General features: G+C 74.2%; 20 protein-coding genes, 1 other RNA gene and 2 pseudogenes. 16 read left to right on the forward strand and 7 right to left on the reverse strand.

Annotation, left to right across the window (positions count from 1 at the left end; genetic code table 11):
• Positions 1-77: 77 nt before the first annotated feature.
• The 5 genes from ACFWW8_RS06215 (at position 78) to ACFWW8_RS06235 (ending at position 6805) form a co-directional block, all read left to right on the forward strand.
• A complete protein-coding gene (locus ACFWW8_RS06215) occupies positions 78-926 on the forward strand; it encodes a Scr1 family TA system antitoxin-like transcriptional regulator (RefSeq protein ID WP_386524298.1) in 849 nt (282 codons plus the stop codon).
• Positions 886-1146, forward strand: a complete 261-nt coding sequence (locus ACFWW8_RS06220; RefSeq protein ID WP_386524301.1) for a DUF397 domain-containing protein — start codon at positions 886-888, stop codon at positions 1144-1146. The genes ACFWW8_RS06215 and ACFWW8_RS06220 overlap by 41 nt, the downstream gene beginning before the upstream one ends.
• A 128-nt stretch (positions 1147-1274) precedes the next feature.
• Complete coding sequence (locus tag ACFWW8_RS06225) at positions 1275-3326, forward strand: serine/threonine-protein kinase (protein ID WP_386524303.1); 2052 nt, start codon at positions 1275-1277, stop codon at positions 3324-3326.
• Between the two features lie 105 nt (positions 3327-3431).
• Complete coding sequence (locus ACFWW8_RS06230; protein ID WP_386524305.1) at positions 3432-5564, forward strand: acyl-CoA dehydrogenase; 2133 nt, start codon at positions 3432-3434, stop codon at positions 5562-5564.
• 53 nt (positions 5565-5617) lie between these two features.
• A complete protein-coding gene (locus tag ACFWW8_RS06235; protein ID WP_386524307.1) occupies positions 5618-6805 on the forward strand; it encodes a lipid-transfer protein in 1188 nt (395 codons plus the stop codon).
• 372 nt (positions 6806-7177) lie between these two features.
• Here ACFWW8_RS06235 and ACFWW8_RS06240 read toward each other — a convergent pair whose 3' ends face one another.
• Positions 7178-7537 (reverse strand): DNA-binding response regulator, encoded by a 360-nt coding sequence (locus ACFWW8_RS06240; RefSeq protein WP_386524393.1) that lies wholly within the window; start codon positions 7535-7537, stop codon positions 7178-7180.
• Between the two features lie 269 nt (positions 7538-7806).
• On the opposite strand from ACFWW8_RS06240, the gene ACFWW8_RS06245 reads away from it, so the two are divergent.
• From ACFWW8_RS06245 to ACFWW8_RS06260, 4 genes and pseudogenes are all read left to right on the forward strand, one after another.
• Complete coding sequence (locus ACFWW8_RS06245) at positions 7807-8661, forward strand: MaoC/PaaZ C-terminal domain-containing protein (protein ID WP_386524308.1); 855 nt, start codon at positions 7807-7809, stop codon at positions 8659-8661.
• 26 nt (positions 8662-8687) lie between these two features.
• The gene (locus ACFWW8_RS06250; protein ID WP_386524310.1) at positions 8688-9764 is read left to right on the forward strand and encodes a Zn-dependent alcohol dehydrogenase; all 1077 of its coding nucleotides are present in this window, start codon (positions 8688-8690) and stop codon (positions 9762-9764) included.
• Between the two features lie 23 nt (positions 9765-9787).
• Positions 9788-10729, forward strand: a complete 942-nt coding sequence (locus ACFWW8_RS06255) for a 3-oxoacyl-ACP reductase (RefSeq protein ID WP_386524312.1) — start codon at positions 9788-9790, stop codon at positions 10727-10729.
• Between the two features lie 44 nt (positions 10730-10773).
• A pseudogene (locus ACFWW8_RS06260) lies at positions 10774-11100 on the forward strand (short chain dehydrogenase); the annotation flags it as partial.
• Positions 11101-11158: 58 nt separating this feature from the next.
• Here the strand turns inward: ACFWW8_RS06260 and ACFWW8_RS06265 are convergent.
• A complete protein-coding gene (locus tag ACFWW8_RS06265; protein WP_386524315.1) occupies positions 11159-12235 on the reverse strand; it encodes a hypothetical protein in 1077 nt (358 codons plus the stop codon).
• A 390-nt stretch (positions 12236-12625) separates the two neighbouring features.
• On the opposite strand from ACFWW8_RS06265, the gene ACFWW8_RS06270 reads away from it, so the two are divergent.
• The 3 genes from ACFWW8_RS06270 to ACFWW8_RS06280 are packed head-to-tail and all read left to right on the forward strand — an operon-like array spanning position 12626 to position 15578.
• Complete coding sequence (locus ACFWW8_RS06270; protein ID WP_386524317.1) at positions 12626-13483, forward strand: Nif3-like dinuclear metal center hexameric protein; 858 nt, start codon at positions 12626-12628, stop codon at positions 13481-13483.
• Positions 13480-14223, forward strand: a complete 744-nt coding sequence (locus ACFWW8_RS06275; RefSeq protein WP_386524394.1) for a zinc ribbon domain-containing protein — start codon at positions 13480-13482, stop codon at positions 14221-14223. Before ACFWW8_RS06270 ends, ACFWW8_RS06275 begins: the two co-directional genes overlap by 4 nt.
• Positions 14223-15578 (forward strand): bifunctional RNase H/acid phosphatase, encoded by a 1356-nt coding sequence (locus ACFWW8_RS06280; RefSeq protein WP_386524319.1) that lies wholly within the window; start codon positions 14223-14225, stop codon positions 15576-15578. Before ACFWW8_RS06275 ends, ACFWW8_RS06280 begins: the two co-directional genes overlap by 1 nt.
• A gap of 54 nt (positions 15579-15632) precedes the next feature.
• On the opposite strand, the gene ACFWW8_RS06285 is transcribed toward ACFWW8_RS06280, so the two are convergent.
• On the reverse strand, positions 15633-17168 hold the full coding sequence (locus tag ACFWW8_RS06285; protein WP_386524321.1) for a hypothetical protein: 1536 nt from the start codon (positions 17166-17168) through the stop codon (positions 15633-15635).
• Positions 17169-17318: 150 nt separating this feature from the next.
• Positions 17319-17721, reverse strand: an RNA gene (rnpB, locus tag ACFWW8_RS06290) — RNase P RNA component class A.
• A gap of 78 nt (positions 17722-17799) precedes the next feature.
• On the opposite strand from rnpB, the gene ACFWW8_RS06295 reads away from it, so the two are divergent.
• Positions 17800-18534: a MerR family transcriptional regulator gene (locus ACFWW8_RS06295; RefSeq protein ID WP_386524323.1), complete on the forward strand. Its 735-nt coding sequence runs from the start codon at positions 17800-17802 to the stop codon at positions 18532-18534.
• Entirely contained in the window at positions 18531-19397 is an 867-nt protein-coding gene (locus ACFWW8_RS06300) for a hypothetical protein (RefSeq protein ID WP_386524326.1), read from the forward strand. The genes ACFWW8_RS06295 and ACFWW8_RS06300 overlap by 4 nt, the downstream gene beginning before the upstream one ends.
• 53 nt (positions 19398-19450) lie before the next feature.
• Here ACFWW8_RS06300 and ACFWW8_RS06305 read toward each other — a convergent pair whose 3' ends face one another.
• Positions 19451-20893, reverse strand: coding sequence for an RNB domain-containing ribonuclease (locus tag ACFWW8_RS06305; protein WP_386524328.1), 1443 nt, complete (start codon positions 20891-20893; stop codon positions 19451-19453).
• A 102-nt stretch (positions 20894-20995) separates the two neighbouring features.
• Between ACFWW8_RS06305 and yaaA the strand changes: the two genes are divergently transcribed.
• Positions 20996-21799 carry a peroxide stress protein YaaA gene (gene yaaA / locus ACFWW8_RS06310; RefSeq protein WP_386524330.1) on the forward strand — a complete coding sequence of 268 codons (804 nt, stop codon included), beginning with the start codon at positions 20996-20998 and terminating at the stop codon, positions 21797-21799.
• An 81-nt stretch (positions 21800-21880) separates the two neighbouring features.
• Here the strand turns inward: yaaA and ACFWW8_RS06315 are convergent, their stop codons facing one another.
• A complete protein-coding gene (locus ACFWW8_RS06315) occupies positions 21881-22630 on the reverse strand; it encodes a bifunctional DNA primase/polymerase (protein WP_386524333.1) in 750 nt (249 codons plus the stop codon).
• Between the two features lie 175 nt (positions 22631-22805).
• A complete protein-coding gene (locus ACFWW8_RS06320) occupies positions 22806-23417 on the reverse strand; it encodes a TetR/AcrR family transcriptional regulator (protein ID WP_386524335.1) in 612 nt (203 codons plus the stop codon).
• A 124-nt stretch (positions 23418-23541) separates the two neighbouring features.
• On the opposite strand from ACFWW8_RS06320, the pseudogene ddaH reads away from it, so the two are divergent.
• Positions 23542-24372 (forward strand): annotated as a pseudogene (ddaH, locus tag ACFWW8_RS06325) (dimethylargininase); the annotation flags it as partial.
• Between the last annotated feature and the right edge of the window lie 10 nt (positions 24373-24382).

Consider the following 24382-nt stretch of genomic DNA (forward strand, 5'->3'; position numbering starts at 1 on the left):
GGGTGGAGCGGGATGGTTACGCTCGGCTACGGCTTGAAACGAACGCCGCACCGCGTGAACTTGGGGGTGACCGCCTCATGGTCAACATCCGTGATCTGGACCCCGGCGCCTCGCCGCTGGACTACTACGGCTCGGAACTGCGCCGCCTCAGGGAGGAAGCGGGCCTGAAGCAGGGGCAGCTGGGCGAGATCGTGTTCTGCACGGCCTCGCTGGTCGGCCAGGTGGAGACCGCGCGCAAGGTCCCGACCCGCGACTTCTCGGAACGGGTCGACGCCGCCCTGGGCACCGGCGGGGTCTTCTCGCGGCTGGCGGGCCTGGTGCTGCGCAGCCAGCTGCCGACCTGGTTCCAGGCGTACGCCGAGATGGAGGCGAAGGCCGCCTACATCTCCACGTTCCAGGCGCAGCTGGTGTACGGGCTGTTGCAGACGCCGGAGTACGCGCGGGCCGTGCTGGGCGTACGGAACGAGGAGCGGCTCGACGCGCGGGTGGCCGCCCGAATGGAACGACAGCGCATCCTGGACCGCGAGAACCCGCCACTGATGTGGGTCGTGCTGAGCGAGGCCGTACTGCACCAGGAGGTCGGCGGCCGGGCGGTCATGCGGAACCAACTCGCCCACCTGTTGGCGCTGCGGAGGCGGGAGTGGGTGAAGGTACAGATCCTGCCGTTCGAGGCGGGATCGCATGCCGGGCTGATGGGATCGTTCACCGTCTTGCGGTTCGACGACGACCCCGATCTCGTCTACACGGAGGACTTTGTCCAGGGCCACATGACGGCCAATCCGGTAGCTCTCAGGGAAGGTTCGCTCCGTTACGATCACCTGCAGGCCGCCGCGCTGTCCTTGGAGGATTCGGCGGCGCTGATCGCCCGCGTATTGGAGGAGCGCTATGGACACCATCCAGAACCTGACGGGCGTGCGATGGCGTAAGTCCTCGTACAGCGGTGACACCGGCGGTGAGTGCGTCGAGTGCGCCCCGCTCGGCGGCGCCGTCTGGCGTAAGTCCTCGTACAGCGGTACAACCGGCGGTGAGTGCGTCGAGGTTGCCGCGCAGTCCTGCCGGGTCGCCGTGCGGGACTCCAAGAATCCCGGCGGGCCCGCCTTCACCGTGGCCCCGGCCGCCTTCTCGGAGTTCGTGCGGAGCCTCTGACGGGCGACGTCGTCCCGTCCGGTCGTCCTTGCCTTCATCCTGCATCCAACTGGCCCTAGTCTGTGGCACGTTCGACCGGCCGGGTGGCCGGCTCGGACGACCACAGGGGATCACCGGGGGCGGGCAGCATGGGCAGTGCACTGAACGACGACGACAACGCCGACGGCGGCATAAAGCCGCTCGCGGGCGGGGATCCGAGCCGGATCGGCCCGTACGTGCTGCTGGGGCGGCTCGGCGCCGGCGGCATGGGGCGGGTGTTCCTGGCCCGGTCCGAAGGCGGGCGCACGGTCGCGGTGAAGGTGGTGCACGAGGAGCACGTGTCGAACGCGCAGTTCCGGGCCCGTTTCCGCCACGAGATCGACGCCGCCCGGCGCGTCGGCGAGCGGTACACCGCACCCGTACTGGACGCGGACGCCGAGGCCGACCGGCCCTGGGTGGCCACGGGGTACGTGCCGGGGCTCTCGCTGGAGCAGATCGTGCGCCGGTACGGGCCCCTGCCCGTGGGCTCCGTACACGCCCTCGCCGACGGACTGCTCCACGCCCTCCAGGACATCCACTCGGCCGGGATCGTGCACCGCGACCTCAAGCCGTCGAACGTGATGCTGACCGTCGAGGGCACCCGCGTCATCGACTTCGGCATCTCGCGCGCCCTGGAGACGTCCGTCGAGTCGCTGCTCACCAGCACCGGCCTGGTCGTCGGCTCGCCCGGGTTCATGTCGCCCGAGCAGGTGCGCGGGCAGCGCGCCGGGGCGAAGAGCGACGTGTTCACCCTCGGCTGCGTCCTGATGTACGCGGCCACGGGCGAGCTGCCCTTCGGACGCGGCGCGAGCAACCAGCACGCGGTGATGTTCCAGATCGTGGAGGGCGAGCCGGCCCTGGAGCGGATCGGGGACGAGGCGCTGCGCGCGTTCGTCGCCCGGTGTCTGGCCAAGCGCGTGGACGAACGGCCCGGCGTGGAGGAGCTGCTGGAGGATCCCGAACGGGTCCGTCCGGCGGTGCTCGCCGGGGCGTGGCTGCCGCCGAAGGTGGTGGCGCGCCTCGCCCGGCAGGCGGCGCGGCTGCTCGACGTGGAGGCGGTGCCCGAGCGGGAGGCGCGGACCCCGGCCGGTGGCACCGACCGGGCGACGGCCGATCTGCGGCCGGCGGAGGCGTCCGGCGGGGCGGTGGCCGGGGTGGTGGCGGGGGCGGTGATCGCCCCGGCCGCCGATCCGGTGGACGCCTCCGTGCCGGGTTCCGTGCCCGGCCCCTCGGCCGGACCGGAGCCCGGTCCGCCGGCCGGGGGTGCCACGGCCGGGGGCGGGCGGTCCGGGCGCAGGCGCCGCCTGACCATCGCCGTTCCGGCCGTCTTCGTGTTCGGGGTCGGTGGCGGCACGGTGGCCCTGATCCAGCCGTTCGGCGGCGGGGCCGGCACCGGAGCGCAGGCCTCGCCCCCGGCCGCGAGTGCTCCCGCGGTGCCCGGCGCCCCCGGCGGCTCGCCCTCCGGGGCGGCGGGTTCACCGACCCCGGGCGGGCCCGGCCCCCAGCACCCCACCGCCCCGGCGCCGGACGGTCAGGTCGGCGGTCAGGTCGGCGGCGCGTCGACCCCTGGCGGCGCCGCCGCGCAGGGCGCCGCGGCGGGCGCGGGGACGCCCGGCGGCGGCGTGGGCACCCCGGGTGGAGCGGGCGGTACGGGTACCGGCGCGGCCCAGGGCACCGGCTCGGGCCCCGCCGCCGGAGGCGCCGGCGGCGGCGCCACCCCTGGCGGGGCGGGCGGCGGCGCCACCCCCGGTGGCGGTTCGGGCGCGACTCCGGGCGGTTCCGGTTCGCCGGGCGGCGGCGGTTCGCCGAGCGGGGGCTCCTCCGGCGGCAGTGGGCTCCCCGCGTACTTCGTCGGCTCCTGGACCTACAAGGAGCAGGTCAACATCAACCAACCGGTGACGGTGACCATCGCGGCCTCCGGGGCCGTGCGGCTGATCAGCAACACCGCCATGGGCCATTGCGAGAACACCGCCAAGGTGACGTCGGTGGCCTCCGGCGGGTCCCGGATCAACGTCGGCGCCGCCGCGGTGGACAAGAGCAGGTCCACCGGCCAGTTCTGTGGGGTCCTGGAGGCGTCCTTCTTCAGCAAGAGCGAGCCGGCCGGGCTCCAGCACAACGTGGGCCCCGCGCACGCCGACGGGTACTACTACCAGCGCTCCTGACCCCGCGAGGCGGCCGTGCACGCCCCCGCCCGCGGCGGACCAAAGTGAGAACGCGTTGCAGTTCTGACCTTCCGTCAGATTGGAACGTGTTCTAGTCTGCCGCGCATGGGCATCGGAATCACGCGGGAACAGCGGGAGTTGGCCGAGGCCGTGCGCGGCTGGGTCGCGCGGGTCGTGCCGCCCGAGGAGGTGCGCAAGCTGCTCGACGGCCCGCCGCGGACCGGGGTACGGCCCGCGTACTGGGACGCGCTCGCCGAGGCGGGGCTGCTGGAGCCGCACCTGGAGGGCGGGACCCTGCTCGACCTCGCCGTCGTGGTGGAGGAGGCCGCACGCGGGGCGCTCCCGGGGGCCTTCCTGCCGAGCGCGCTGGCCTCCGTGCTCCTGGACCGGGCCGGGGCCGAACCGCTCGCCGGCCGGGTCGGCGCGGTGGCACTGGGCCCCGGAAGCCTGACCGCCGTCGCCGTCGAGGGCGGCGGCCACCTGCTGGACGGGGACGCGCCCCCGGTGCTCGGCGCCGGCGAGGCCGACCTCGTCCTGCTCGCGGCGGAGGCCGCGCACGGCACCCGCTGGTTCGCCGTGGACGCCGCCGCGCTGGACATCCGTACGCACGAGGCCGCCGACCCCACCCGGCCCACCGCCGAGGTGCGGGCGCGCGGGGTCGCCGTGCCGGCCGGGCGGCTGCTGGAGCTCGACGCGGCCCTGGTACGGGACCTGACCTGCGCGCTGTTCGCCGCCGACGCCTGCGGGACCGCCGCCTGGGCGGTGCACACCGCCGCCGAACACGCCAAGGTGCGCGAGCAGTTCGGCCGGCCCATCGGACGGTTCCAGGGGGTCAAGCATCTGTGCGCCGACATGCTGGTCCGCCTGGAGCAGGCCCGGGCGCTCGCCTGGGACGCCGCGCGGGCGGTGGACGAGAGCGCCGACGTGCGGTCGCTGACCGCCGCGCTGGCCGCCGGGACCGCGCTCGACGCCGCGTACTCCTGCGCCAAGGACTGCATCCAGATCCTCGGCGGCATCGGCTTCACCTGGGAGCACGACGCCCACATCCACCTGCGCCGGGCCCTCGTCGCCCGCCAGCTCCTCGGCCCCGGCGACGGGCACCGCGTACGGGCCGCCCGGCTCGCCGCGGCCGGTGCCCGGCGCGAGCTGCGCCTGGAGCTCCCGCCGGAGGCCGAGGCACACCGGGCGCGGGCCCGGGCCGCCATCGAGGACGCGCGCGGCCTCGACCCGGCGGCCGCCCGGCGGGTGCTGGCCCCGACCGGCTACGCGGCGCCGTACCTGCCGCCCCCGTACGGGCTGGGCGCCGGACCCGTCGAGCAGCTCGTCGTCCAGCAGGAACTGCGGGCGGCCGGGGTCAGGGTCGCCGACCTGGGGATCGCCACCTGGGTCGTGCCCTCGCTGCTCGCCTACGGCACCCCGGAGCAGATCGGGACGCACCTGCCGGCGACGCTGCGCGGGGACACCACCTGGTGCCAGCTGTTCTCGGAGCCGGAAGCCGGCTCCGACCTGGCCTCGCTGAGGACCAGGGCGGAACGCACCGGGGACGGCGGCTGGAAGGTGAACGGACAGAAGGTGTGGACGAGTTCCGCGCACAGCGCCGACTTCGGGATCCTCCTCGCCCGGACCGATCCGGCCGCCCCCAAGCACAAGGGCCTGGGCTACTTCATCGTCGACATGAAGAACACCCCCGGCATCGACGTCCGGCCGCTCAAGGAGCTCACCGGCGAGGCCCTCTTCAACGAGGTGTACTTCGACGACGTACACCTGCCCGCGGACGCGCTCGTCGGGGCGGCCGACGAGGGCTGGAAGGTGGCCCGCAACACGCTGGGCAACGAGCGGGTCCACATGGCCGACCAGATGACCTTCGACACCGGTCTGGAAGCGCTGATCGCCCGCTCCGACGCGCTCGACGGGACGTACCGGGCCCGGATCGGGGCGCTGGCCGCCGAGGCGCACGCGCTTGCGTGCATCGGGATGCGGACCACCCTCCAGCAGGTCTCGGGGCTGGAGCCGGGCGCGGGCGCGTCCGTGCGCAAGCTCGTCCAGACCCCGCACCAGCAGCGGACCGCCGAGCTCGCGCTCGAACTGCTGGGGCCCGCGGGCGCGGTGCGGGAGGGGGCGGGGGAGCGGGCGGTGCACGGGATGCTCATGTCCCGCTGCCTGACCATCGCCGGGGGCACCACGCAGGTCCAGCTGAACGTCGTCGCCGAGCGGATCCTCGGCCTCCCCAGGGACTGACCGGACGCACAGGCCCTGACCGGACTCACAGTGACCGAAGGGACAGCAGGGACATGAAGTCGTACATCGTGGGCGTCGGCATGACGAAGTTCGAGAAGCCGGAGTCGAGGGACTGGCAGTACTGGGACATGGCGAAGGAGGCCGGTTCGGCGGCGCTCGCGGACGCGGGCGTGGACTACGGGCTGGTGGAACAGGTGCCGGTGGGCTATTGCTTCCAGGCCTCCACGGCCGGCCAGCGTGCGGCGTACGAACTGGGGCTGAGCGGGGTACCGGTCTACAACGTCAACAACAACTGCGCGACCGGTTCGACGGCGCTGATGATGGCGCGGCAGTTCGTCGAGGGCGGCATCAACGACTGCGTGCTGGCGCTCGGCTTCGAGAAGATGAAGCGGGGCGCGCTGGGCGGCGGCGCGGACGGCGGGGACTTCAAGACCTCGCCCGTGGCCCGGCACTACGGGATCATGGCCGCCGGACACGGCTTCGAGATGTCCCCGCCCACGGCGCAGATCTTCGGGAACGCGGCGCGCGAGCACATGGAGCGGTACGGGACCACCGCCGCGCAGCTTGCCGCGGTGGGCGCCAAGAACCACCGGCACTCGGCGAACAACCCGAACGCGCAGTTCCAGGACGTGTACTCGGTGGAGGACGTCCTGGCGGCCAAGCCGATCCACGACCCGCTGACCAAGCTCCAGTGCTCGCCGACCTCGGACGGCGCGGCGGCGGCGCTGGTGGTCTCGGAGCGGTTCGTGGTGCGGCACGGGCTGCACGACAAGGCGGTCGAGATCGTGGCGCAGTCGATGACGACGGACACGGAGGCGTCGTTCGCGTCGGGCTCGTGCATCGACGTGGTCGGCAAGCCGATGACGGCCGCGGCGGCGCGGCAGGTGTACGAGGCTTCGGGGCTCGGCATCGAGGACGTGGACGTGGTGGAGCTGCACGACTGCTTCTCGATCAACGAGCTGCTGACGTACGAGGCGCTGGGCCTGTGCGGGGACGGCGCCGCCGGGGAGCTGGTGGAGAGCGGGGCGACGACGTACGGCGGGCGGTGGGTGGTCAACCCGTCCGGCGGGCTCATCTCGAAGGGGCACCCGCTGGGGGCGACCGGGCTGGCGCAGGCCGCGGAACTGGTGTGGCAGCTGCGGGGCGAGGCGGGGGCGCGGCAGGTGCCGGGAGCGGGGGTGGGCCTCGCCCACAACATCGGGCTGGGGGGTGCGGCGGTGGTGACCTTGCTCCGGAGGTAGCGGAGCCCCCGAGGCTCGGCCGGTGCCGTGCCGTGCCGCGTGGTGCCGGGCGGGGCCGTGCCTGTGCCGTGCCGTGCCCGTGCCGTGCCGTGCCGTGCCGTGCCTGTGCCGCGTGGTGCCGGGCGGGGCCGGGCGGGGGCCGGTCCGCCGGGGCGGCACCCCTCCCGGGGCTCCGCCCCGGACCCCGCGCCTCAAACGCCGGCGAGGCTGGATTTGGCGGCCACCGGGTTCCGGATGACGCCAGGCGTATTCAGCCCCACCGGCGTTTGAGGCGCGGGGGTTCGGGAGCAGCGCCCCGGGGGTTCGGGGCGGAGCCCCAGGGGGTCACGAGGCGCCTGGCGTTCGGGTTCGGGGCGGAGCCCCGGGGTGGGGTCACGGGCCGGTCAGGGCCGGGTCGATCACCGTTTCGCCGCGGGAGGCGCGGCGGATCGCGTCCGCCAGGTCCTCCAGCGGGCCGTCCCGCAGGACCAGCCCCGCCGCCCCCGCGGCCAGGGCGGCGGCCGCCAGGCCCGGGTGCGCGGACCCCGTCATGACCAGGACCCGGCACTCCGGGTCCTCCGCCAGCAGTTCCCCGACCGAGGTCACCTCCTCCACCAGCGCGACCGCCGGGCGCGCCAGCCGGTCCCGTACGACCTCGATGTCAGGCTGGAGGCCCAGCCGTAGGGCCAGGGCAGGGTTCGGCGGGTGCAGCAGCACGCGCAGGGATCGGGCAGGCCGGTGCGCAACGGGCATTTCGTCCACCCGGTCAGGGTAGGCCTCCGGCCTCCGATCCGGACAGAGCGCGCCAGGCGGGAATCGCATCTGACGTCCAGTCAGGAGTCGGGCCGGGAGTCTTCCCAACTGCTGGGGGGTGCGTTATACATTCCTTCACCGGCCCAGTCCTAGAACGCGTTCTAGAACGCGCTCCGTGCCGGTCCCGCGTACGACCTCGGTGCGGCCGACGGTGCGGACGACCGCACCGAGGTCTTCCACAGAACAACAGAACAAGGAGCAGCATCCTCATGCCGATCGATGCCGCCAAGGCCCTCGCCGCAGCCCCCCGCCGGGGGGACATCGGCTGGGACCACAAGGACATCCAGCTCTACCACCTCGGCCTCGGCGCGGGCCGGCCCGCCACCGACCCCGACGAGCTGCGGTACACCCTGGAGTCCAAGCTCCACGTCCTCCCCAGCTTCGCGACCGTCGCCGGCGCCGGCATGGCCATGATGGGCGGCCTCGCCGCCCCCGGGATCGACGTGAACCTCGCCGCCGTCCTGCACGGCGGCCAGTCCATCCGGCTGCACCGGCCCATCCCCGTCAAGGGGGAGGCCACCACCACCGCCAAGGTCGCCGCCGTCTACGACAAGGGCAAGGCGGCCGTCATCGTGCTGCGCTCCGAGGTCGCCGACGCCGACGGGCCGCTGTGGACCAGCGACGCGCAGATCTTCGTACGCGGCGAGGGCGGCTTCGGCGGCGAGCGCGGGCCCTCCGTCCGCGAGGAGCTGCCCGAGCGCGCGCCCGACCGGACCGAGGAACGCGCCATCCGCGAGGACCAGGCACTGCTCTACCGGCTCTCCGGCGACTGGAACCCCCTGCACGCCGACCCCGAGTTCGCCAAGCTGGCCGGATTCGACCGGCCGATCCTGCACGGCCTGTGCTCGTACGGGATGACCCTCAAGGCCGTCGTTGACACGGCGCTGGACGGGGACGTCTCCCGGGTCCGCGCCTACCGCACGCGCTTCGCCGGGATCGTCTTCCCGGGCGAGACGCTGCGCATCCGGATGTGGCGGGAGCCCGGCCGCGTGCTGGTGTCGGTGACCGTCGCCGACCGGGACGACGCACCGGTCCTCGCCGACACCGTCGTCGAACACGCTTAAGACAGACCGACAGAAGGAGCCGCACCGTGCGCGCAGCACTGCAGAGCGAGATCGGCCAGGACAAGCTGGAGGTCGTCGACGACATGGAGGCCGTGGGCCTAGGTCCCGGCAAGGTGAAGATCCGCATCAGGGCCACCGGTCTGTGCCACTCCGACCTCTCCGCGATGAGCGGGATCCTGCCGCAGCCGGCCCCCTTCGTCCCCGGCCACGAGGGCTCCGGGGTGATCGCCGACGTCGGCGACGGGGTCACGCACCTGAAGCAGGGCGACCGGGTCCTCGTCTGCTGGCTGCCGCCGTGCGGCCGGTGCCCGTCCTGCAAGCGCGGCCAGGGCCACCTCTGCCTGGCCAGTCTGGTCAACGCCGGGACCCCCAACTTCCGCCGCGCGGGCGGCGACATCTTCGGCTTCGCGGCCACCGGCACCTTCGCCGAGGAACTCGTCGTCGACGCCCAGTGCGCCGTACCGATCCCCGACGACGTGCCGTTCGACATCGCCGCCCTCATCGGTTGCGGCGTCACCACCGGCCTCGGCGCCGCCATCAACACCGCCCAGGTGGAAGCCGGATCCTCCGTCGCCGTCATCGGCTGCGGCGGCGTCGGCATCTCCGTCATCCAGGGCGCCAAGGTCCAGGGCGCCGCGCAGATCGTCGCCGTCGACCCGGTGGAGACCCGACGGCAGGCCGCCCTGCGCTTCGGGGCCACCGAGGCCGTCGCGCCGGACGCCTTCGACGACGCCAAGAACCGCATCACCGGCGGCGAGGGCTTCGACTACGTCTTCGAGGTCGTCGGCAAGTCCGCCACCGCGCAGACCGCGTACAAGATGACCCGGCGCGGCGGCACCGTGTGCGTGGTCGGGGCCGGCGCCATGGACGACACCTTCCAGATCGACATGTTCTCGCTGTTCTTCGACGAGAAGCGGATCCTGCCGTCGATGTACGGCGGCGGCGACGTGCTCCGCTCCTACGAGCGCACCATCGCCCTGTGGCGGGCCGGCCGGGTGGACCTGGAGAGCCTGATCACGCACCGGGTGCAGCTCGCCGAGATCAACGACGCGCTCGACCAGATGCGCACCGGAACCGCCCTGCGCACCTGCATCGAACTCTGACCCGTTTCGAGAGGACCGTACGGATGTCACTGCCACTTGAGGGACTCTCCGCCATCGTCACCGGCGCCGGCCGCGGCCTCGGCCGGGCCGAGGCGGTCGAGCTCGCGCGGCTCGGCGCGAGCGTGGTCGTCAACGACTTCGGCCAGCCGGGCCGGGACGGCTCCGGCGAGGCCTCGGCCGCACCGGCGCAGGAGGTGGCCGAGGAGATCCGCGCCGCGGGCGGGCAGGCGGTGGCGCACCTGGGCGACGTGGCCGACTTCGAGCAGGCGCGCGAGCTCGTCGAGCTGGCGGTCAGCAGCTTCGGGAAGCTGGACGTCCTGGTCAACAACGCGGGCATCCTGCGCGACCGGATGGTCTTCTCGATGTCGGAGCAGGAGTGGGACTCGGTCATCCGGGTCCACCTCAAGGGCCACTTCAACACCACCCACTTCGCCTCCGTGCACTGGCGGGAACGCTCGAAGGCGGCGGGGGGACCGGTCTACGGCCGGATCGTCAACACCTCCTCCGAGGCCTTCCTCGGCGGCTCGGCAGGCCAGCCGAACTACGCGGCGGCCAAGGGCGGCATCGTCGGCCTGACGACCTCCACCGCCCTGGCCCTCGCGAAGTACGGGGTGACGGCCAACGCCATCTGCCCGCGCGCCCGCACCCGGATGACCGAGGACGTCTTCGCCGGGTTCCAGGTCCCGGAGGAGGGCAAGCTCGACGCCCTCGCCCCCGAGCACGTGTCCCCGCTCGTCGGCTACCTGGCCTCGCCCGCCTCCGCCAAGGCCAACGGGCAGCTGTTCGTCGTGCACGGCGGGATCGTCGTCGTCATGGAACGCCCCAGGGTGGCGGCCAAGTTCGACACCGCCAAGGAGTCCTTCTCCTACGAGGAGCTCGACGAGCTCCTCACCCCGCACTACGAGGCGCGCCCGGCGAACGAGACCTTCGCGGCCACGGAGGTACTGGGCCTCAAGCACGGCTGACGCACACCGGTACCGGTACGAGCCCGCGCCGCCGGCACCGGACCGCCCGCACCCGGATGACCGAGGACGTCTTCGCCGGGTTCCAGGTCCCGGAGGAGGGCAAGCTCGACGCCCTCGCCCCCGAGCACGTGTCCCCGCTCGTCGGCTACCTGGCCTCGCCCGCCTCCGCCAAGGCCAACGGGCAGCTGTTCGTCGTGCACGGCGGGATCGTCGTCGTCATGGAACGCCCCAGGGTGGCGGCCAAGTTCGACACCGCCAAGGAGTCCTTCTCCTACGAGGAGCTCGACGAGCTCCTCACCCCGCACTACGAGGCGCGCCCGGCGAACGAGACCTTCGCGGCCACGGAGGTACTGGGCCTCAAGCACGGCTGACGCACACCGGTACCGGTACGGGCCCGCGCCGCCGGCACCGGACCGCCCGCACCCGGTGTCACCGCAGCGGGGCCTGCTGCAGCGGCACCGGGCGCGGCGCCGCCGGCGGCGGGTCCACGCGGACCGGCGGCGGGGGCGCCACCGGCAGGCTCGTCCCGAGGATCCCGCAGGGCACCTCGGGCGTCGCGTACGGCAGGTGCAGCCGGCCCTCCGCGCTCCACAGGCCGGTCCCCCCGAGCCAGCCCACCGGGGCGCCGAGCCGGAAGACGCACCGGTCGGCGGGACGCCACAGGGCGAGCCCGCCCCCCTCCAGCCGCAGCGCGACCCCGCAGGTCTCCGGCATCAGCGCCTGGCCCGGCTGCACGGCGAACGGCACGGCCGAAGCCCCGTCCGGGCGCAGGCACTCCGGGAAGCGCACCGGCAGGGAGCTGCCGAGCACCCCCCAGCCGAGGCGCGGTTCGCCCGCCGCGTCGGAGCGGAGCAGCAGCAGCCCGCTGTCGGGGTCGGCCAGCAGCAGCCGGTCGTCGCTGTCCTCGGTGATCTGGAGCAGCGGGGACACCTGCCCGCACCCCAGGTCCACGGCGACGGCCTTGACGGTGCCGTCCAGCTCGCGGTCCAGGGCCAGCAGCCGGCCGGAACGGTCCAGCCAGACGCCGCCGGAGCACCGTCCCGGGACGCGGGCGACCCGCTGGGGCCCGTAGGGGCCGCCGGCCACCCGCCAGACCGTCGTCCCGTCGTCGGACGCGGCCAGGGCGAAGGCCGAATGCCCGTCCGGCGACGGCGGCAGCATCGTGACCAGGACGCCCTCCTCCCAGTCCAGCGCCCCGAGGGACAGCTGCCCGGTGCGCGGCCCGGAGGCGGCGCCGGTCGGGTACAGCAGGGCGAACGCGTGCCGGTCCGCCACCCGCCGGTGGATCAGCACCCGGCCGTCCGCCAGCGGCAGCACCTCGCTGTCGGCCTCCTCGGGCTGTGCGAGCGGGAGCGGCACCGCGTACGCCTCGGGCCCGGCGAGGGTCCAGCGCTCCACGTACCGCGCCTGTCCGTCCCCGGCGAGCCGGGCGCCGTACGACCCGTCCGCGGCGATCGTGAACGGGGTCGTGGTCGTGGTCGTCATTTCGATGGCACAGACAGTCATCCGTGCGTCACCTCCGAAGGGGAAGCTAGTTTTCGCACGTCACGCCGAACAACACCAGCAACTCCGCTTCACACATACGGGTGGCCGCGCCGGGATTCGGCTGTGCGGAAGGTACCGATTGTGCTGTGCGATAACGGGGCGTTTGGGGTGCAGAATCGGTTAGGCGTGCCGTACCGGGCGTCCGGGCACCCCCACCGGCCCTCACCGACTCCCCACCCGCTCCTGCGGCCCGCTTCCGGCCGCTTCCGGCCGGCCGGCGGTCCCGACGACGTCCGCCCGGCCCCCCGCGGGCCGGACCCGGCCCCGGAGGCCCCGCGCCGCCCGGCGGCCCCGCGGCCTCCGGGGCCGGTGGGGCCTTGGGCCGGTCGCCACGGACGGTAGCCTTGGCCCGTGCCCCGTCTCTCTGAAGTCATCGCCGCGCTGGACGCTCTCTGGCCCCCCTCGCGGGCCGAGCAGTGGGACTCCGTCGGCACCGTCTGCGGCGACCCCGACGCCGAGGTCACCCGCGTCCTGTTCGCCGTCGACCCGGTCCAGGAGATCGCCGACGAGGCGGTGAAGCTGGGGGCCGACCTGATCGTCACCCACCATCCCCTCTACCTGCGGGGCACCACCACCGTCGAGGCCGGCACCTTCAAGGGCCGCGTCGTGCACACGCTGATCAAGAACGACGTCGCGCTGCACGTGGCCCACACCAACGCCGACACCGCCGACCCCGGAGTCTCCGACGCCCTCGCGGGCGCCCTGGACCTGCGGATCACCGGACCCCTCGTGCCCGACCCGAGCGACCCGGCCGGGCGTCGCGGCCTCGGCCGGATCTGCGAACTCGACCACCCCGAGACCCTGCGCGAGTTCGCCGCCCGCGCCGCAGCCCGGCTGCCGCGCACCGCGCAGGGCGTCCGCGTCGCGGGCGACCCGGACGCGGTCATCCGTACCGTCGCCGTCAGCGGCGGCTCCGGCGACAGCCTCTTCGACCAGGTGCGGGCCGCCGGCGTCGACGCCTTCCTGACCGCCGACCTGCGCCACCACCCCGTGTCCGAGGCCCGCGAGCAGAGCCCGCTCGCCCTCGTGGACGCCGCCCACTGGGCCACCGAGTGGCCCTGGTGCGAGCAGGCCGCCGCGCAGCTCGACGCGATCTCCGAGCGCCACGGCTGGGGTCTGCGGACCCACGTCTCGCGCACGGTCACCGACCCGTGGACGGCGCACGCGCCGTCCGTGAGCACCCCTTCTATCTCTGGAGCCCCCAACTGAACGCCGAGCCCGCCGACCAGATCCGACTTCTCGACGTCCAGGCCCTGGACGTCCGGCTGTCTCAGCTCGCCCACAAGCGCAAGTCGCTGCCCGTACACGCCGAGCTCGACACGCTCACCAAGGACCTCGTCCAGCAGCGCGACCTGCTCGTCGCCGCCCAGACCCAGGCCAGCGACACCGCGCGCGAGCAGACCAAGGCGGAGCAGGACGTGGACCAAGTGCGTACGCGCGCCGCCCGCGACCAGCAGCGGCTGGACTCGGGCGTCGGCGTCTCGGCGCGCGACCTGGCGAACCTGCAGAACGAGGTCGTCTCCCTCGCCAAGCGCCAGGGAGACCTGGAGGACCTGGTCCTGGAGGTCATGGAGCGTCTGGAGGCCGCGCAGGAGCGGGTCGCCGCCCTGACCGGACGGGTCACCTCCCTGGAGGCCGAGACGGCGGACGCCACCGCGCGCCGCGACGCTGCCACCGCCGAGATCGACGCCGAGGTCGCCAAGATCGAGAAGGACCGCGAGGTCATCGTCGGCACCATGCCCGACGCCCTGATGGCGCTGTACGAGAAGATCCGCGTGAAGCAGGGCGGGGTCGGCGCCGCGCGCCTGTACCAGCGCCGCTGCGAGGGCTGCCGCCTGGAGCTCGACATGGCCGAGATCAACGAGATCAAGGCCCAGCCGCGCGACCAGGTCGTACGCCACGAGAACTGCGGCCGCATCCTGGTCCGTACGGCCGACTCGGGCGTCTGATGCAGCAGCCCGTCCGGGTCGTCGTGGAGGCGGACGGCGGCTCCCGGGGCAACCCCGGGCCCGCCGGCTACGGCGCGGTCGTCCTCGACCCGGCGACGGGCGAGACGCTCGCCGAGCGCGCCGAGTCGATCGGCATCGCGACGAACAACGTGGCGGAGTACCGGGGCCTGATCGCCGGGCTCCGGGCGGCGCGCGAACTCGCCGCGGACGTGCAGGTGCTGGTCCGGATGGACTCCAAGCTCGTCGTCGAGCAGATGTCGGGCCGCTGGAAGATCAAGCACCCGGACATGAAGCCGCTCGCGGCGGAGGCCGCGAAGATCCTGCCGCGCGCGCAGGTGACGTACGAGTGGATCCCGCGCGAGAAGAACAAGCACGCGGACCGGCTCGCCAACGAGGCGATGGACGCGGGCAAGCGCGGCAGGCAGTGGGAGCCGTCGGGATCCACGGCCGTCTTCGACCGGGGCGCCGCCCGCGCCCTGGCCACCCCGCCGCCGTCGGGTCCCGTCGGGGACGCCGCGGCCGGGGCGGCGGCGGTACGGGCCGCCCTCGCCGCCGGGACCGGCACGCGCGGCGGCGCGACGGCGGAGCCCGCCCCGGCCGACACGCTGTTCGGGGACGCGGACATGGGCGGGGGCACGGGCGGGGGCCCTGGCGCGCACGCGTCGTCCGCTCCCGGGACGGTGGAGACGTCGGCGCCGGGCACGGCCGCTCCCGGCTGGGGCCCCGACATGGGCACCCCCGCCACCTTCGTGCTGCTGCGCCACGGCGAGACCGCCCTCACCCCGCAGAAGCGCTTCTCCGGCAGCGGCGGCTCCGACCCGGAGCTGTCCGAGGCCGGCCGTCGCCAGGCGGCGGCCGTCGCCGGGTCCCTCGCGGCCCGCGGCACCGTCCAGTCCGTGGTCAGCTCCCCGCTGCGCCGCTGCCGCGAGACGGCCCAGGCCGTCGCGGACCGCCTCGGGCTCACCGTGACGGTCGAAGAGGGCCTGCGCGAAGTGGACTTCGGCGCCTGGGAGGGGCTGACCTTCGCCGAGGTCCGGGAGCGCTTCCCGGACGACCTCCAGGCGTGGCTGGACTCGCCCCGGGCAGCCCCGACGGGCGGCGGCGAGAGCTTCGCGGCCGCCACCCGCCGGATCTCCGCGACCCGGGACCGGCTGCTGGCCGCGCACGCGGGCCGCACCACGCTGCTGGTCACGCACGTGACCCCGGTCAAGATCCTGGTCCGGCTGGCGCTGGGCGCCCCGCCGGAGTCGCTGTTCCGCATGGAGCTGTCGGCGGCCTCGGTGTCGGAGGTGGCCTACTACGCCGACGGCAACGCCTCGGTCCGCCTGCTCAACGACACCGCGCACCTGCGCTGACCCCCGCCCGCCGCCGCGAGTCGCAGGAGCAGTCGCTTGCCCCGCCTGTGATCGTCACGCAGGCGGGGCCCCTCGGCGTCCCGTCACCGTAGGCGGGGTGGCTGATCCGTTCAGGCAGCGGTCGAGGAGCGCGTGCATCCGGGGGGCGGGGAGGGACGGGTTGGCTGCGGCGCCCTCAGCGGTGCGGGGGTCGGTGAGGAGGGCTTCCAGGACCTCGGGCGTGAGGATCGGGTTGGCGGCGGCGGCCCGGCACACCGAGTCGTCAGCGTCTTCCACCGGGGGTTCGGGCAGGGTGGGATCGGCCGCGGCCAGGGCTCGTACCTCGGGATCCGGGTGGCCGATGAGGTGGGTCCGGCCGGTGCGCGGGAAGCCGGGCAGCGTCAGCAGGTCCGAACGGTGCTCCGGGCGGCTGACGAAGACGTCCAGGAGCAGGTGTGGCGGAGCCGACGGGTGGTTGCAGGCCAGCCGGATCCGGACCTCCTCGTCGTCGTCCTGCGCGAGTTTGCCGACGAGTGCCGCGGGCAGGCGGGACCAGCTCGCCGCAACGCGGCGGAGCACTGGTTCCCTGGACACCGCGCAGGCGGCGAACCAGTCGGGTGACGGCACGGTGGCCGGTTCGGGGTCCGGCTCGGTGATCGGGCAGAAGCATTCAGGACCGTGCCCGATGACCAGGTCGATCACGCGATACTCGGCCCAGGTGCGGGGGAAGGGGTGGAGGCGTGCGCGCATCCGCACGTCCTCGTCCGGGTCCTGTCTCAGCTCCGCCACCAGGTCCGGTCCCAGATCGGGCCGGGCGGCGACCATCTCGCGGACCGTCGCCTCGGGATGCCGGGCGAGCCGGGCGACGGCGTCGGCCGGAGTGTGGGGGTTCCGGGCCAGGGGGTGCACCGTGTCGTCCGCGAAGCACTGCTCGACGAGCGCGGGCGACAGAGCGCACCTGCTGAGCACGAACGGCCTGCTGCTCGGACGGATGGACGGCAGCTCGGCCTCCACCCGGTCCGGATCCAGCTTCCAGTCCTTGTCCCTCGCCGCTTCACGGACCGCGGGGTCGGGATCGTCCAACAGTCCCGCCCGCTGCGCCGGGGTGAGCGACTCCCACCGCCAAGTGGCCGCTATCCGGAGTTCGGGGTCCTCGCTGCCGGCCATGGAGCGGAAGAAGGACAGCGGGATCTGCCGGGACGACTCGAGCTCCCCGATGATCTCGTCCGCGGTGACCTTGCCGTCCTCGCCCCCGTCCCGGGCGGTCAGGAGGGTGAGGAGGATGTCTTCCGGCAGCGGCCGGACCCGGCGGGGCCAGGGACGGAGGTGAGGGTTGGCGAGCCGCGCGCGGACGAGTCCGGACGGGTCCGCTGCCAAGGGGGCGAGTCGCGAAGGGTCCACGTGCTGGTTGCGGGCGAGCGCGCCGCGGATCCGCCACTGCGGGTGGCAGAGGGCTGCGTCGATGACGGTGTCGGGCAGCTCGCGGTCCTTGCACATCAGCAGGCCGACCTCGCCGGCCGCTTGATCCAGCAGGCGTATCAGTACGTCGGAGGGCGCCGCCGGATTGAGGGCGATGCCGCGCAGCCACGGTTCACACAGAGAGTCGGACACCGCGTCATCCTGCCACCTCGTCGCGCGCCCGGACCGGGCCACGGGGCGACCGCGCCGCTGACTGGACGCTCCGTCCGCAGGCTTCCGTCCAGGCGGGCGCGAAAAAAACCGCCCCGGGCCCGGGGTGAGCCGGGGCGGGGCGGAGAGCGACAGACGAGCCGGCCTGTACGCCGGGTTCTGTCTCCCGGAGACCTCGCGGTCGCCGGGGAGACGGCCATCCATCTAGGACCGGCGTTGCCGCCGGCCTCGTGCGGTCTACCCGCGAACATCGGGCGGGCAGCCCTCAAGCGTTCGCGCAGACCCGTCCGGGGACGGATCCTCTTGACCTTGCTCCGGGTGGGGTTTACCTAGCCGCCTGGGTCACCCCAGGCGCTGGTGGTCTCTTACACCACCGTTTCACCCTTACCGGCGGCCGAAGCCGCAGGCGGTCTGTTTTCTGTGGCACTGTCCCGCGGGTCACCCCGGGTGGGCGTTACCCACCACCCCGCCCTGTGGAGCCCGGACGTTCCTCGGCGGGATCCGGAGACCCCGACGCGGCCGCCCGGCCGACTCGTCTGTCGTGCCGACCATGCTACCCGGGGCCGCGCCCCGCCTTGACCTTGACGCAGCGGCAGGGTTTCTACTGGAGGACATGCGGATCGGAGAGATCGCCGCGCTCGTCGGGCTCACCACCCGGGCGATCCGGCACTACCACCATGTCGGGCTGCTCCCGGAACCGGAGCGGCGCCCCAACGGCTACCGGGCCTACAGCATTCGCGACGCCGTCCTGCTCGCCCGCGTGCGCCGGCTCACCGAGCTCGGCCTGAGCCTCGACGAGGTCCGCGACGTGCTCGCGGACGACGCCGGGCGCGAGCTGGCCGACGTACTGGCCGAGCTCGACGCCGACCTGGCACGGCAGGAGACCGCGCTGCGGGAGCGCCGGCTGCGGCTGGCCGCGCTCCTCGCGGAGCCGCCCGGCGACACCGGGCCCGTCTCTCCCGCGCTCGCGGCGCTGCTGGCGCGGGCCCCGGAGACGGCCTCGCCGAGCGCCGCCCTGGACCGCGAGTACCTGACGCTGCTGGACACCACCGGCACCGGCGGCCGGGAGGTGTACGAGGTGCTCGGCACCATGGCCGCCGACCCGGCGGTGCTCGCACTGTACGAGCGCCTCGACGCGCTCGCCGAGGCCCCCGCCGACGATCCGCGGATCGGCCCGCTCGCCGCCGACCTGCTGGCGGCCGTCCCCGACGAGCTGTTCGCCGCGGTCCCCGCCGACGGGGCGGTCGTGACCGGGTTCAAGGAAGCGCTGCTCGCCGAGTACGCGCCCGCGCAGGCGGAGGTCGTCCGCCTGCTCATGGAAGCGTTCATGGAGAGGGGCCGGGGATGAACGGCGGCGGAACAGGGGACCGGGCGCGGGAACGGTCACGGGGCGTACGGGCGGCGCGGATCGCGGTCGCCGCCGTCCTGCCGGGGGAACTGGCCCTGGCCGTGTGCCTGGTGGCCGGTGTCCGGCCGCCGGGCTGGGCGCTGGCCGGCGCCGAGGTCCTCGTCCTGGCGGTGCTGCTGCTGGAGGCCTGGGTGCTGCGCTCCCTGTACGCCGCCGCCCGCGCCCGCGGGGAGGACCGCCGGGCGGCCCGGCGGTCGGCGCTGCGGCAGGTGGTGCCGGTGGCGGTGCGCCGCCTGCTCGTCCACGAGCTGCGCGCCGCCGGCTCCCTCGGCCGGTGGGCGCTGCGCGGGAGGCACGGGGTGGGCCCCGGGGACGTCGCCGCCGCGTACACCGGACCCCAGACGGCGATGATGTACGGCCTGGTCTTCGTGTCGGTGATCGAGACGGTGGCCCTGGCCCTCCTCATCCCCTGGCCGATCGTCCACCGGGTGGTGCTGGTGCTCGACCTGTACGGCATCGCGTTCGTCCTCGCCCTGCACGCCGCCTGCGTCACCCGGCCGCACGTGGTGCGCCCCGACGGCTCCCTGCGGATCCGGTACGGAGCCCTCTTCGACCTCGCCGTCCCGCCGGACGCGGTGGCCTCGGTCCGGGTCGACCGGCGCTACCCCGAGGGCCGGCTCGTCAGCCTCTCCGAGGACGGGGTGCTCGACCTCATCGTCGGCAGCCAGACCTCGGTGACCGTGGAGCTGAACCGGCCCCTGCCCTTCACCCGTCCGCTCGGCGGGCGCGGCGAGGCCCGTACGGTCCGCTTCCACGCCGACGACCCGCGCGCCCTGGTGGGCGCCCTGCGGCAGCCCGCCTGACGGCCCCGGACCCCGCCGGCACGCCACCCCGTCCCGCCGCCGCCCGCGCCGGCTCAGGCCAGGGCGAACAGGACCTTCGCCGTGCCGGGGTCCGCCGCCGTCAGCCGGACCCGGACGCGTTCGCCGAGCGGAAGCGCCCGCCCGGTGGACTCGACGCGGCCGACGACCGCGGGATCCGCCAACTGGACCGTGCCGACCAGCGGCTCGCGCTCCCGGACGTCGATCACCGTCGCCTCGAAGGACTCCCCGACGCGGTCCCTGAGCAGGGCGGCCTCCACGAGGTCCACGCACTCCCGCTCGACCGCGTTCGCCCGCCGCGTGCCCTCGGCCATCTCCCGCGGCAGGGCCGCCAGCGCCGACAGCACCCACTCGGGCGTCCCGGCCCCGGCGGCCGCCGCGACGCACAGCTCGCCGCCGTAGCGGTCGACCAGCCGGCGCAGCGGCGCCGTGCAGTGCGTGTACGGGGCCGCCACCGCCGCGTGGACCGCCGGATCGGGGGTCTGGCCGCCGGTGAAGACGGTGTAGCCCGCGCCCCGCAGCAGGGTGGTGCACTCCTGGAGGAAGGCGGCGTGGGCCGGGCGGTGCGGATCGAGGGAGCGGACGAGTTCGGCGTACGGGACGTGGTGCGGCCAGTCGATCCCCAGGGCCTTCGCCGCCCTCCGCAGCCGCCCGACGGCGCCGTCCGGCGCGGCGGGCAGGGTGCGCAGGATGCCGGTCCCGGCGGCGAGCATCAGGTCGGCGGCGGCCATGCCGGTCATGAGGGAGATCTGCGCGTTCCAGCCGTCGGCGGGCAGCGTGGCGCGGTACGCGAGGCGGTAGGTGCCGTCGTGCCCGACGACCTCCTGCTCGGGCACGTTCAGCGAGATGCCGCCGCGCTCGCGCTCCAGGGCCTCGCGGAGCCGGCCGATGTCCTCCAGCAGGGCGAGGGGTTCCTCGGCGGTGCCGGTGTCGATGGCCTTCTGGACGCCGTCGTAGTCGAGCTTGGCCCGGCTGCGGACCAGTGCGCGGCGTACGTCGACGGCCTCGGTGCGGCCGTCCGGGTCGAGGTCGAGGCGCCACAGGAGTGCCGGGCGGGTCCGGTCGGGCAGCAGGCTGGCCGCGCCCTCCGAGAGCACGGCCGGGTGCAGCGGGACCCGGCCGTCGGGGAAGTACAGGGTGGTGACCCGGCGGTGGGCCTCCGCGTCGAGCGGGCCGCCGGGGGTGACGAAGGCGGCGACGTCGGCGATGGCGTAGTGCACGCGGTAGCCGCCGCCGGGCCGTCGCGCCAGGTGCATGGCCTGGTCGAGGTCGACGGAGGCCGGCGGGTCGATCGTGAACAGGGGAAGCCCGGTGGCGTCGTACTCCGGCAGCCGGGGATCGCGGGCGGCCCGCTCCGCCTCGGCGAGCACGTCGGCCGGGAACTCCTGCGGCACCTCCGGCTTCGTCCGCAGGTCACGCAGCGCCGCCCGCAGGGCAGCCCCGTCTGCGCCGGTGATGTGCAGGTGACGGCGTGGCATGGACCGAGCGTAGGGCCGTCCGGCCGGGGCGGCACGGCGAGCCGTCTACCCTGGCTCCGGGGCCGCATCCCCTGCGCCGTGTCGTACCGAAGGAGAACCACCGTGCTCGTGCTGCTGCCGCCCTCCGAGGGAAAGGCCGCCGGCGGCTCCGGCGCACCGCTGGACCCCGGGTCGCTGTCGCTGCCCGGACTGGCCCCGGCCCGTGCCGCGGTACTGGAGGAGTTGGTCGCCCTGTGCGGCGCGGGCGACGACACCGCGGCGCGCGAGGTGCTGGGCCTGAGCGAGGGACTGCGCGGAGAGGTCGCCAAGAACGCGGAGCTGCGCACGGCGGCCGCCCGCCCGGCGGGCGAGGTCTACACGGGCGTCCTGTACGACGCCCTGGACCTGGCCGGTCTGACCCCGGAGGCGCGCAAGCTCGCCGATGACGCGCTGCTCGTGTTCTCCGGCCTGTGGGGCGCGGTCCGGGTCACCGACCGCATCCCCTCGTACCGCTGCTCGATGGGCGTGAAGCTGCCGGGGCTGGGCGCGCTCGGCGCGTACTGGCGCGGTCCGATGGCGGAGGTGCTGCCGAGCGCGGCGGGGGAGGGCCTGGTCCTGGACCTGCGCTCGTCGGCGTACGCGTCCGCGTGGAAACCGAAGGGCGAGGTGGCGGGGCGGACCGCGACCGTGCGGGTGCTGCACGCGCAGATCGTCGACGGCGTGGAGAAGCGGTCGGTGGTCAGCCACTTCAACAAGGCGACGAAGGGCCGGATGGTCCGGGACCTGCTGCTGGCGGGGGCCGTTCCGGCCGGGCCCGCCGAGCTGGTCGAGGCCCTGCGGGACCTGGACTACACCGTCGAGGCCGAGGCGCCCGCGAACGCCGGCAAGGCCTGGTCGCTCGACGTGGTCGTGTCCCAGATCCACTGACCCGCTGATCCGGTACGCCGGAACCGCCCGGCCCCGTCCGTCCGACGGGGCCGCGCGTCACCGGCTCGCTGTCCGCAGGGGCTACGCGCGGCCGAGCGGCCAGGCGACCGTGGCCGGGACCTGGTCCGAGGCGCCGGCGTACTGGGCGCAGGCGTCGGTCAGGGTCTCCAGCAGGGTCAGCGGGTCCGGGAGGGGGTGCTCGATGCCGCGGAGCCAGGTCACCGCCTCGTCACCGGGGAGGGCCGCCGGCGGCACCAGGACGTAGCTGCCGCGGCAGTGCCAGCGCAGCCCGGGGTGCTCGTCCATCGTCTCGGGGTGGCAGTCCAGTTCGCAGGGCCACCACTCGTCCTCGTCCTCGGGGGTGCCGCGGGTGGCCGTGAAGAACAGCATCCGTGCCTGGTCGCCCGTACCGCCGGACTCGGCGACCGGACCGACGTCGATCCCGGCCTCCAGCAGGCGGGCCAGAGCGCCGGCGCCGGCTTCGAGGGGGACGTCGAGCACGTCGTGGACCATGCCCGTCGCGGTGATGAAGTTGGCCTGGGGCTGGTTGCGGGCCCAGCGCTCGACCTGGGCGCGGTCGGTGGTGGACTGGGTCTGCCAGGCGAAGGAGACGGGGTGCCGCGCGGGCGTCGGACAGCCGATCCGGTCGCACGAACACCGGTAGCCGACGGGGTGGGCCGCGGGGGAGAGCGGCAAGCCGGCGGCGGCGACGGCCAAGAGGAGCGCCTCGCGCTCGCGTCCGGGATCCTCGGCGGTGGGTTTCTGCCGCCGGCGCAGCCACTGGGACATCCTGCTCTCGCCGCGTTGGACGCGGCCGGACTCAGACCCCATCTATCCCCTCACCAAACCGAACCGTTAACCCGGCAGACGTTTCCATGCTCCCACCATCCTGCGCCCCGGGTGACCGGACTCCTCAACCGGGGGGCTGAGGAGGGGCAGTGGACAACCCTAGGATAAGCGCATGATTCGGGCATATGTTCCCGAGCTCTCGTCCCTCCCGCCCCGCCTAACCCTCGGTGACGTTTGCCACCCCGCCCAGCACCCGGTCCACGAGCGCGTCGGTGTACGCGTGCGTGAGCGGACCCGTGCGCAGCAGCCAGCGGTACGTCAACGGCCCGAGCAACATCTCCACCGTCAGGCGTAGATCCGTGTCCGGCGCGAGCCGGCCCGCCTCCCGCGCCGTGCGCAGCCGCTCCTCGTACAGCGCGAGCTGCGGCTCCAGCAGCTGCTCCGCGAAACGGGCGCCGAGCCCGGGGTCGGTCGCCCCGGCGGCGGCCAGGGCGCGTGCGGGGGCCTCGTACTTCGGGTCGCCGAACTCGTCCACGGTCGCGCGCAGCACGTGTTTCAGGTCGGCCGCGAGGTCCCCGGTGTCCGGGAAGCCGGTCCAGCCGCCCTCCGTCTCCGCGTCCCCGGCGAGGGCCAGCGAGGCGTCCAGGAGGACCGCGGCCTTCGACGGCCACCACCGGTAGATGGTCTGCTTGCCGACCCCGGCGCGGGCCGCGATGGCCTCGACGGTCAGCCGGTTGTAGCCCACCTCCCCGACCAGGGCGAGAGCGGCGTCGAGGATGGCGCGCCGGGAGCGGTCGCTGCGGCGGGCGGCGTCAGGGGTCTTGGTCATGCGGGGAACGTACCAACCCGAGACGTCTCGTCTTTTCCCGGCGCTCCCTTGAACCACCCGGTCAGGTGGCTGCGCCGTTCCCCCGGAGGGGAGACGATTCTCTCCACACGCGACGCGTAGTCGTGCAAGTCGTGAGGAGCCTTCTTTGCGCAGAGACGCCACACCCCGGCGCTACCTGATGTGCCCACCGGCACACTTCAAGGTCACCTACTCCATCAACCCGTGGATGGATCCCACGAAACCGGTGGACCTGCCGCTCGCCCTCGCCCAGTGGGAGGACCTGAGGGACCGCTACCGCTCGCTCGGGCACACGGTCGAAACCCTCGTACCGGACCCCGCGCTGCCCGACATGGTCTTCGCGGCGAACGGCGCCCTGGTCGTCGACGGCCGGGTGCTCGGCGCCCGGTTCGCCCACCCGGAACGGACCGCCGAGGCCGCCATCCACCTCGACTGGTTCCGCTCCCACGGGTACCGGGACGTCCACGAGCCGGCCCACGTCAACGAGGGCGAGGGCGACTTCGCCGTCACCGCCGGCTACCTGCTGGCCGGGCGGGGCTTCCGCTCCAGCCCGCTCTCGCACGACGAGGCCCAGGAGTTCTTCGGCCGCCCGGTCATCGGCCTCGACCTGGTCGATCCGCGCTACTACCACCTGGACACGGCGCTCAGCGTGCTGGACGGCGACGAGATCATGTACTACCCGGACGCGTTCTCGCCCGGCAGCCGGGCCGTGCTCAGGCGCCTCTTCCCGGACGCGCTGATCGCCGACGGGCAGGACGCCGCCGCGCTCGGCCTGAACGCCGTCTCCGACGGTCGGCACGTCCTGCTCCCGCAGGCGGCCACCGGACTGCTGGGGCCGCTTCGGGACCGGGGGTTCGAGCCCGTCCCGATGGACCTGGGAGAGCTGCTCAAGGGCGGCGGCAGCGTGAAGTGCTGCACCCAGGAGCTGCGGCCCTAGCGCCGGGCAC

Source organism: Streptomyces sp. NPDC058701 (genome assembly GCF_042715295.1).
Taxonomy (GTDB): Bacteria; Actinomycetota; Actinomycetes; order Streptomycetales; family Streptomycetaceae; genus Streptomyces.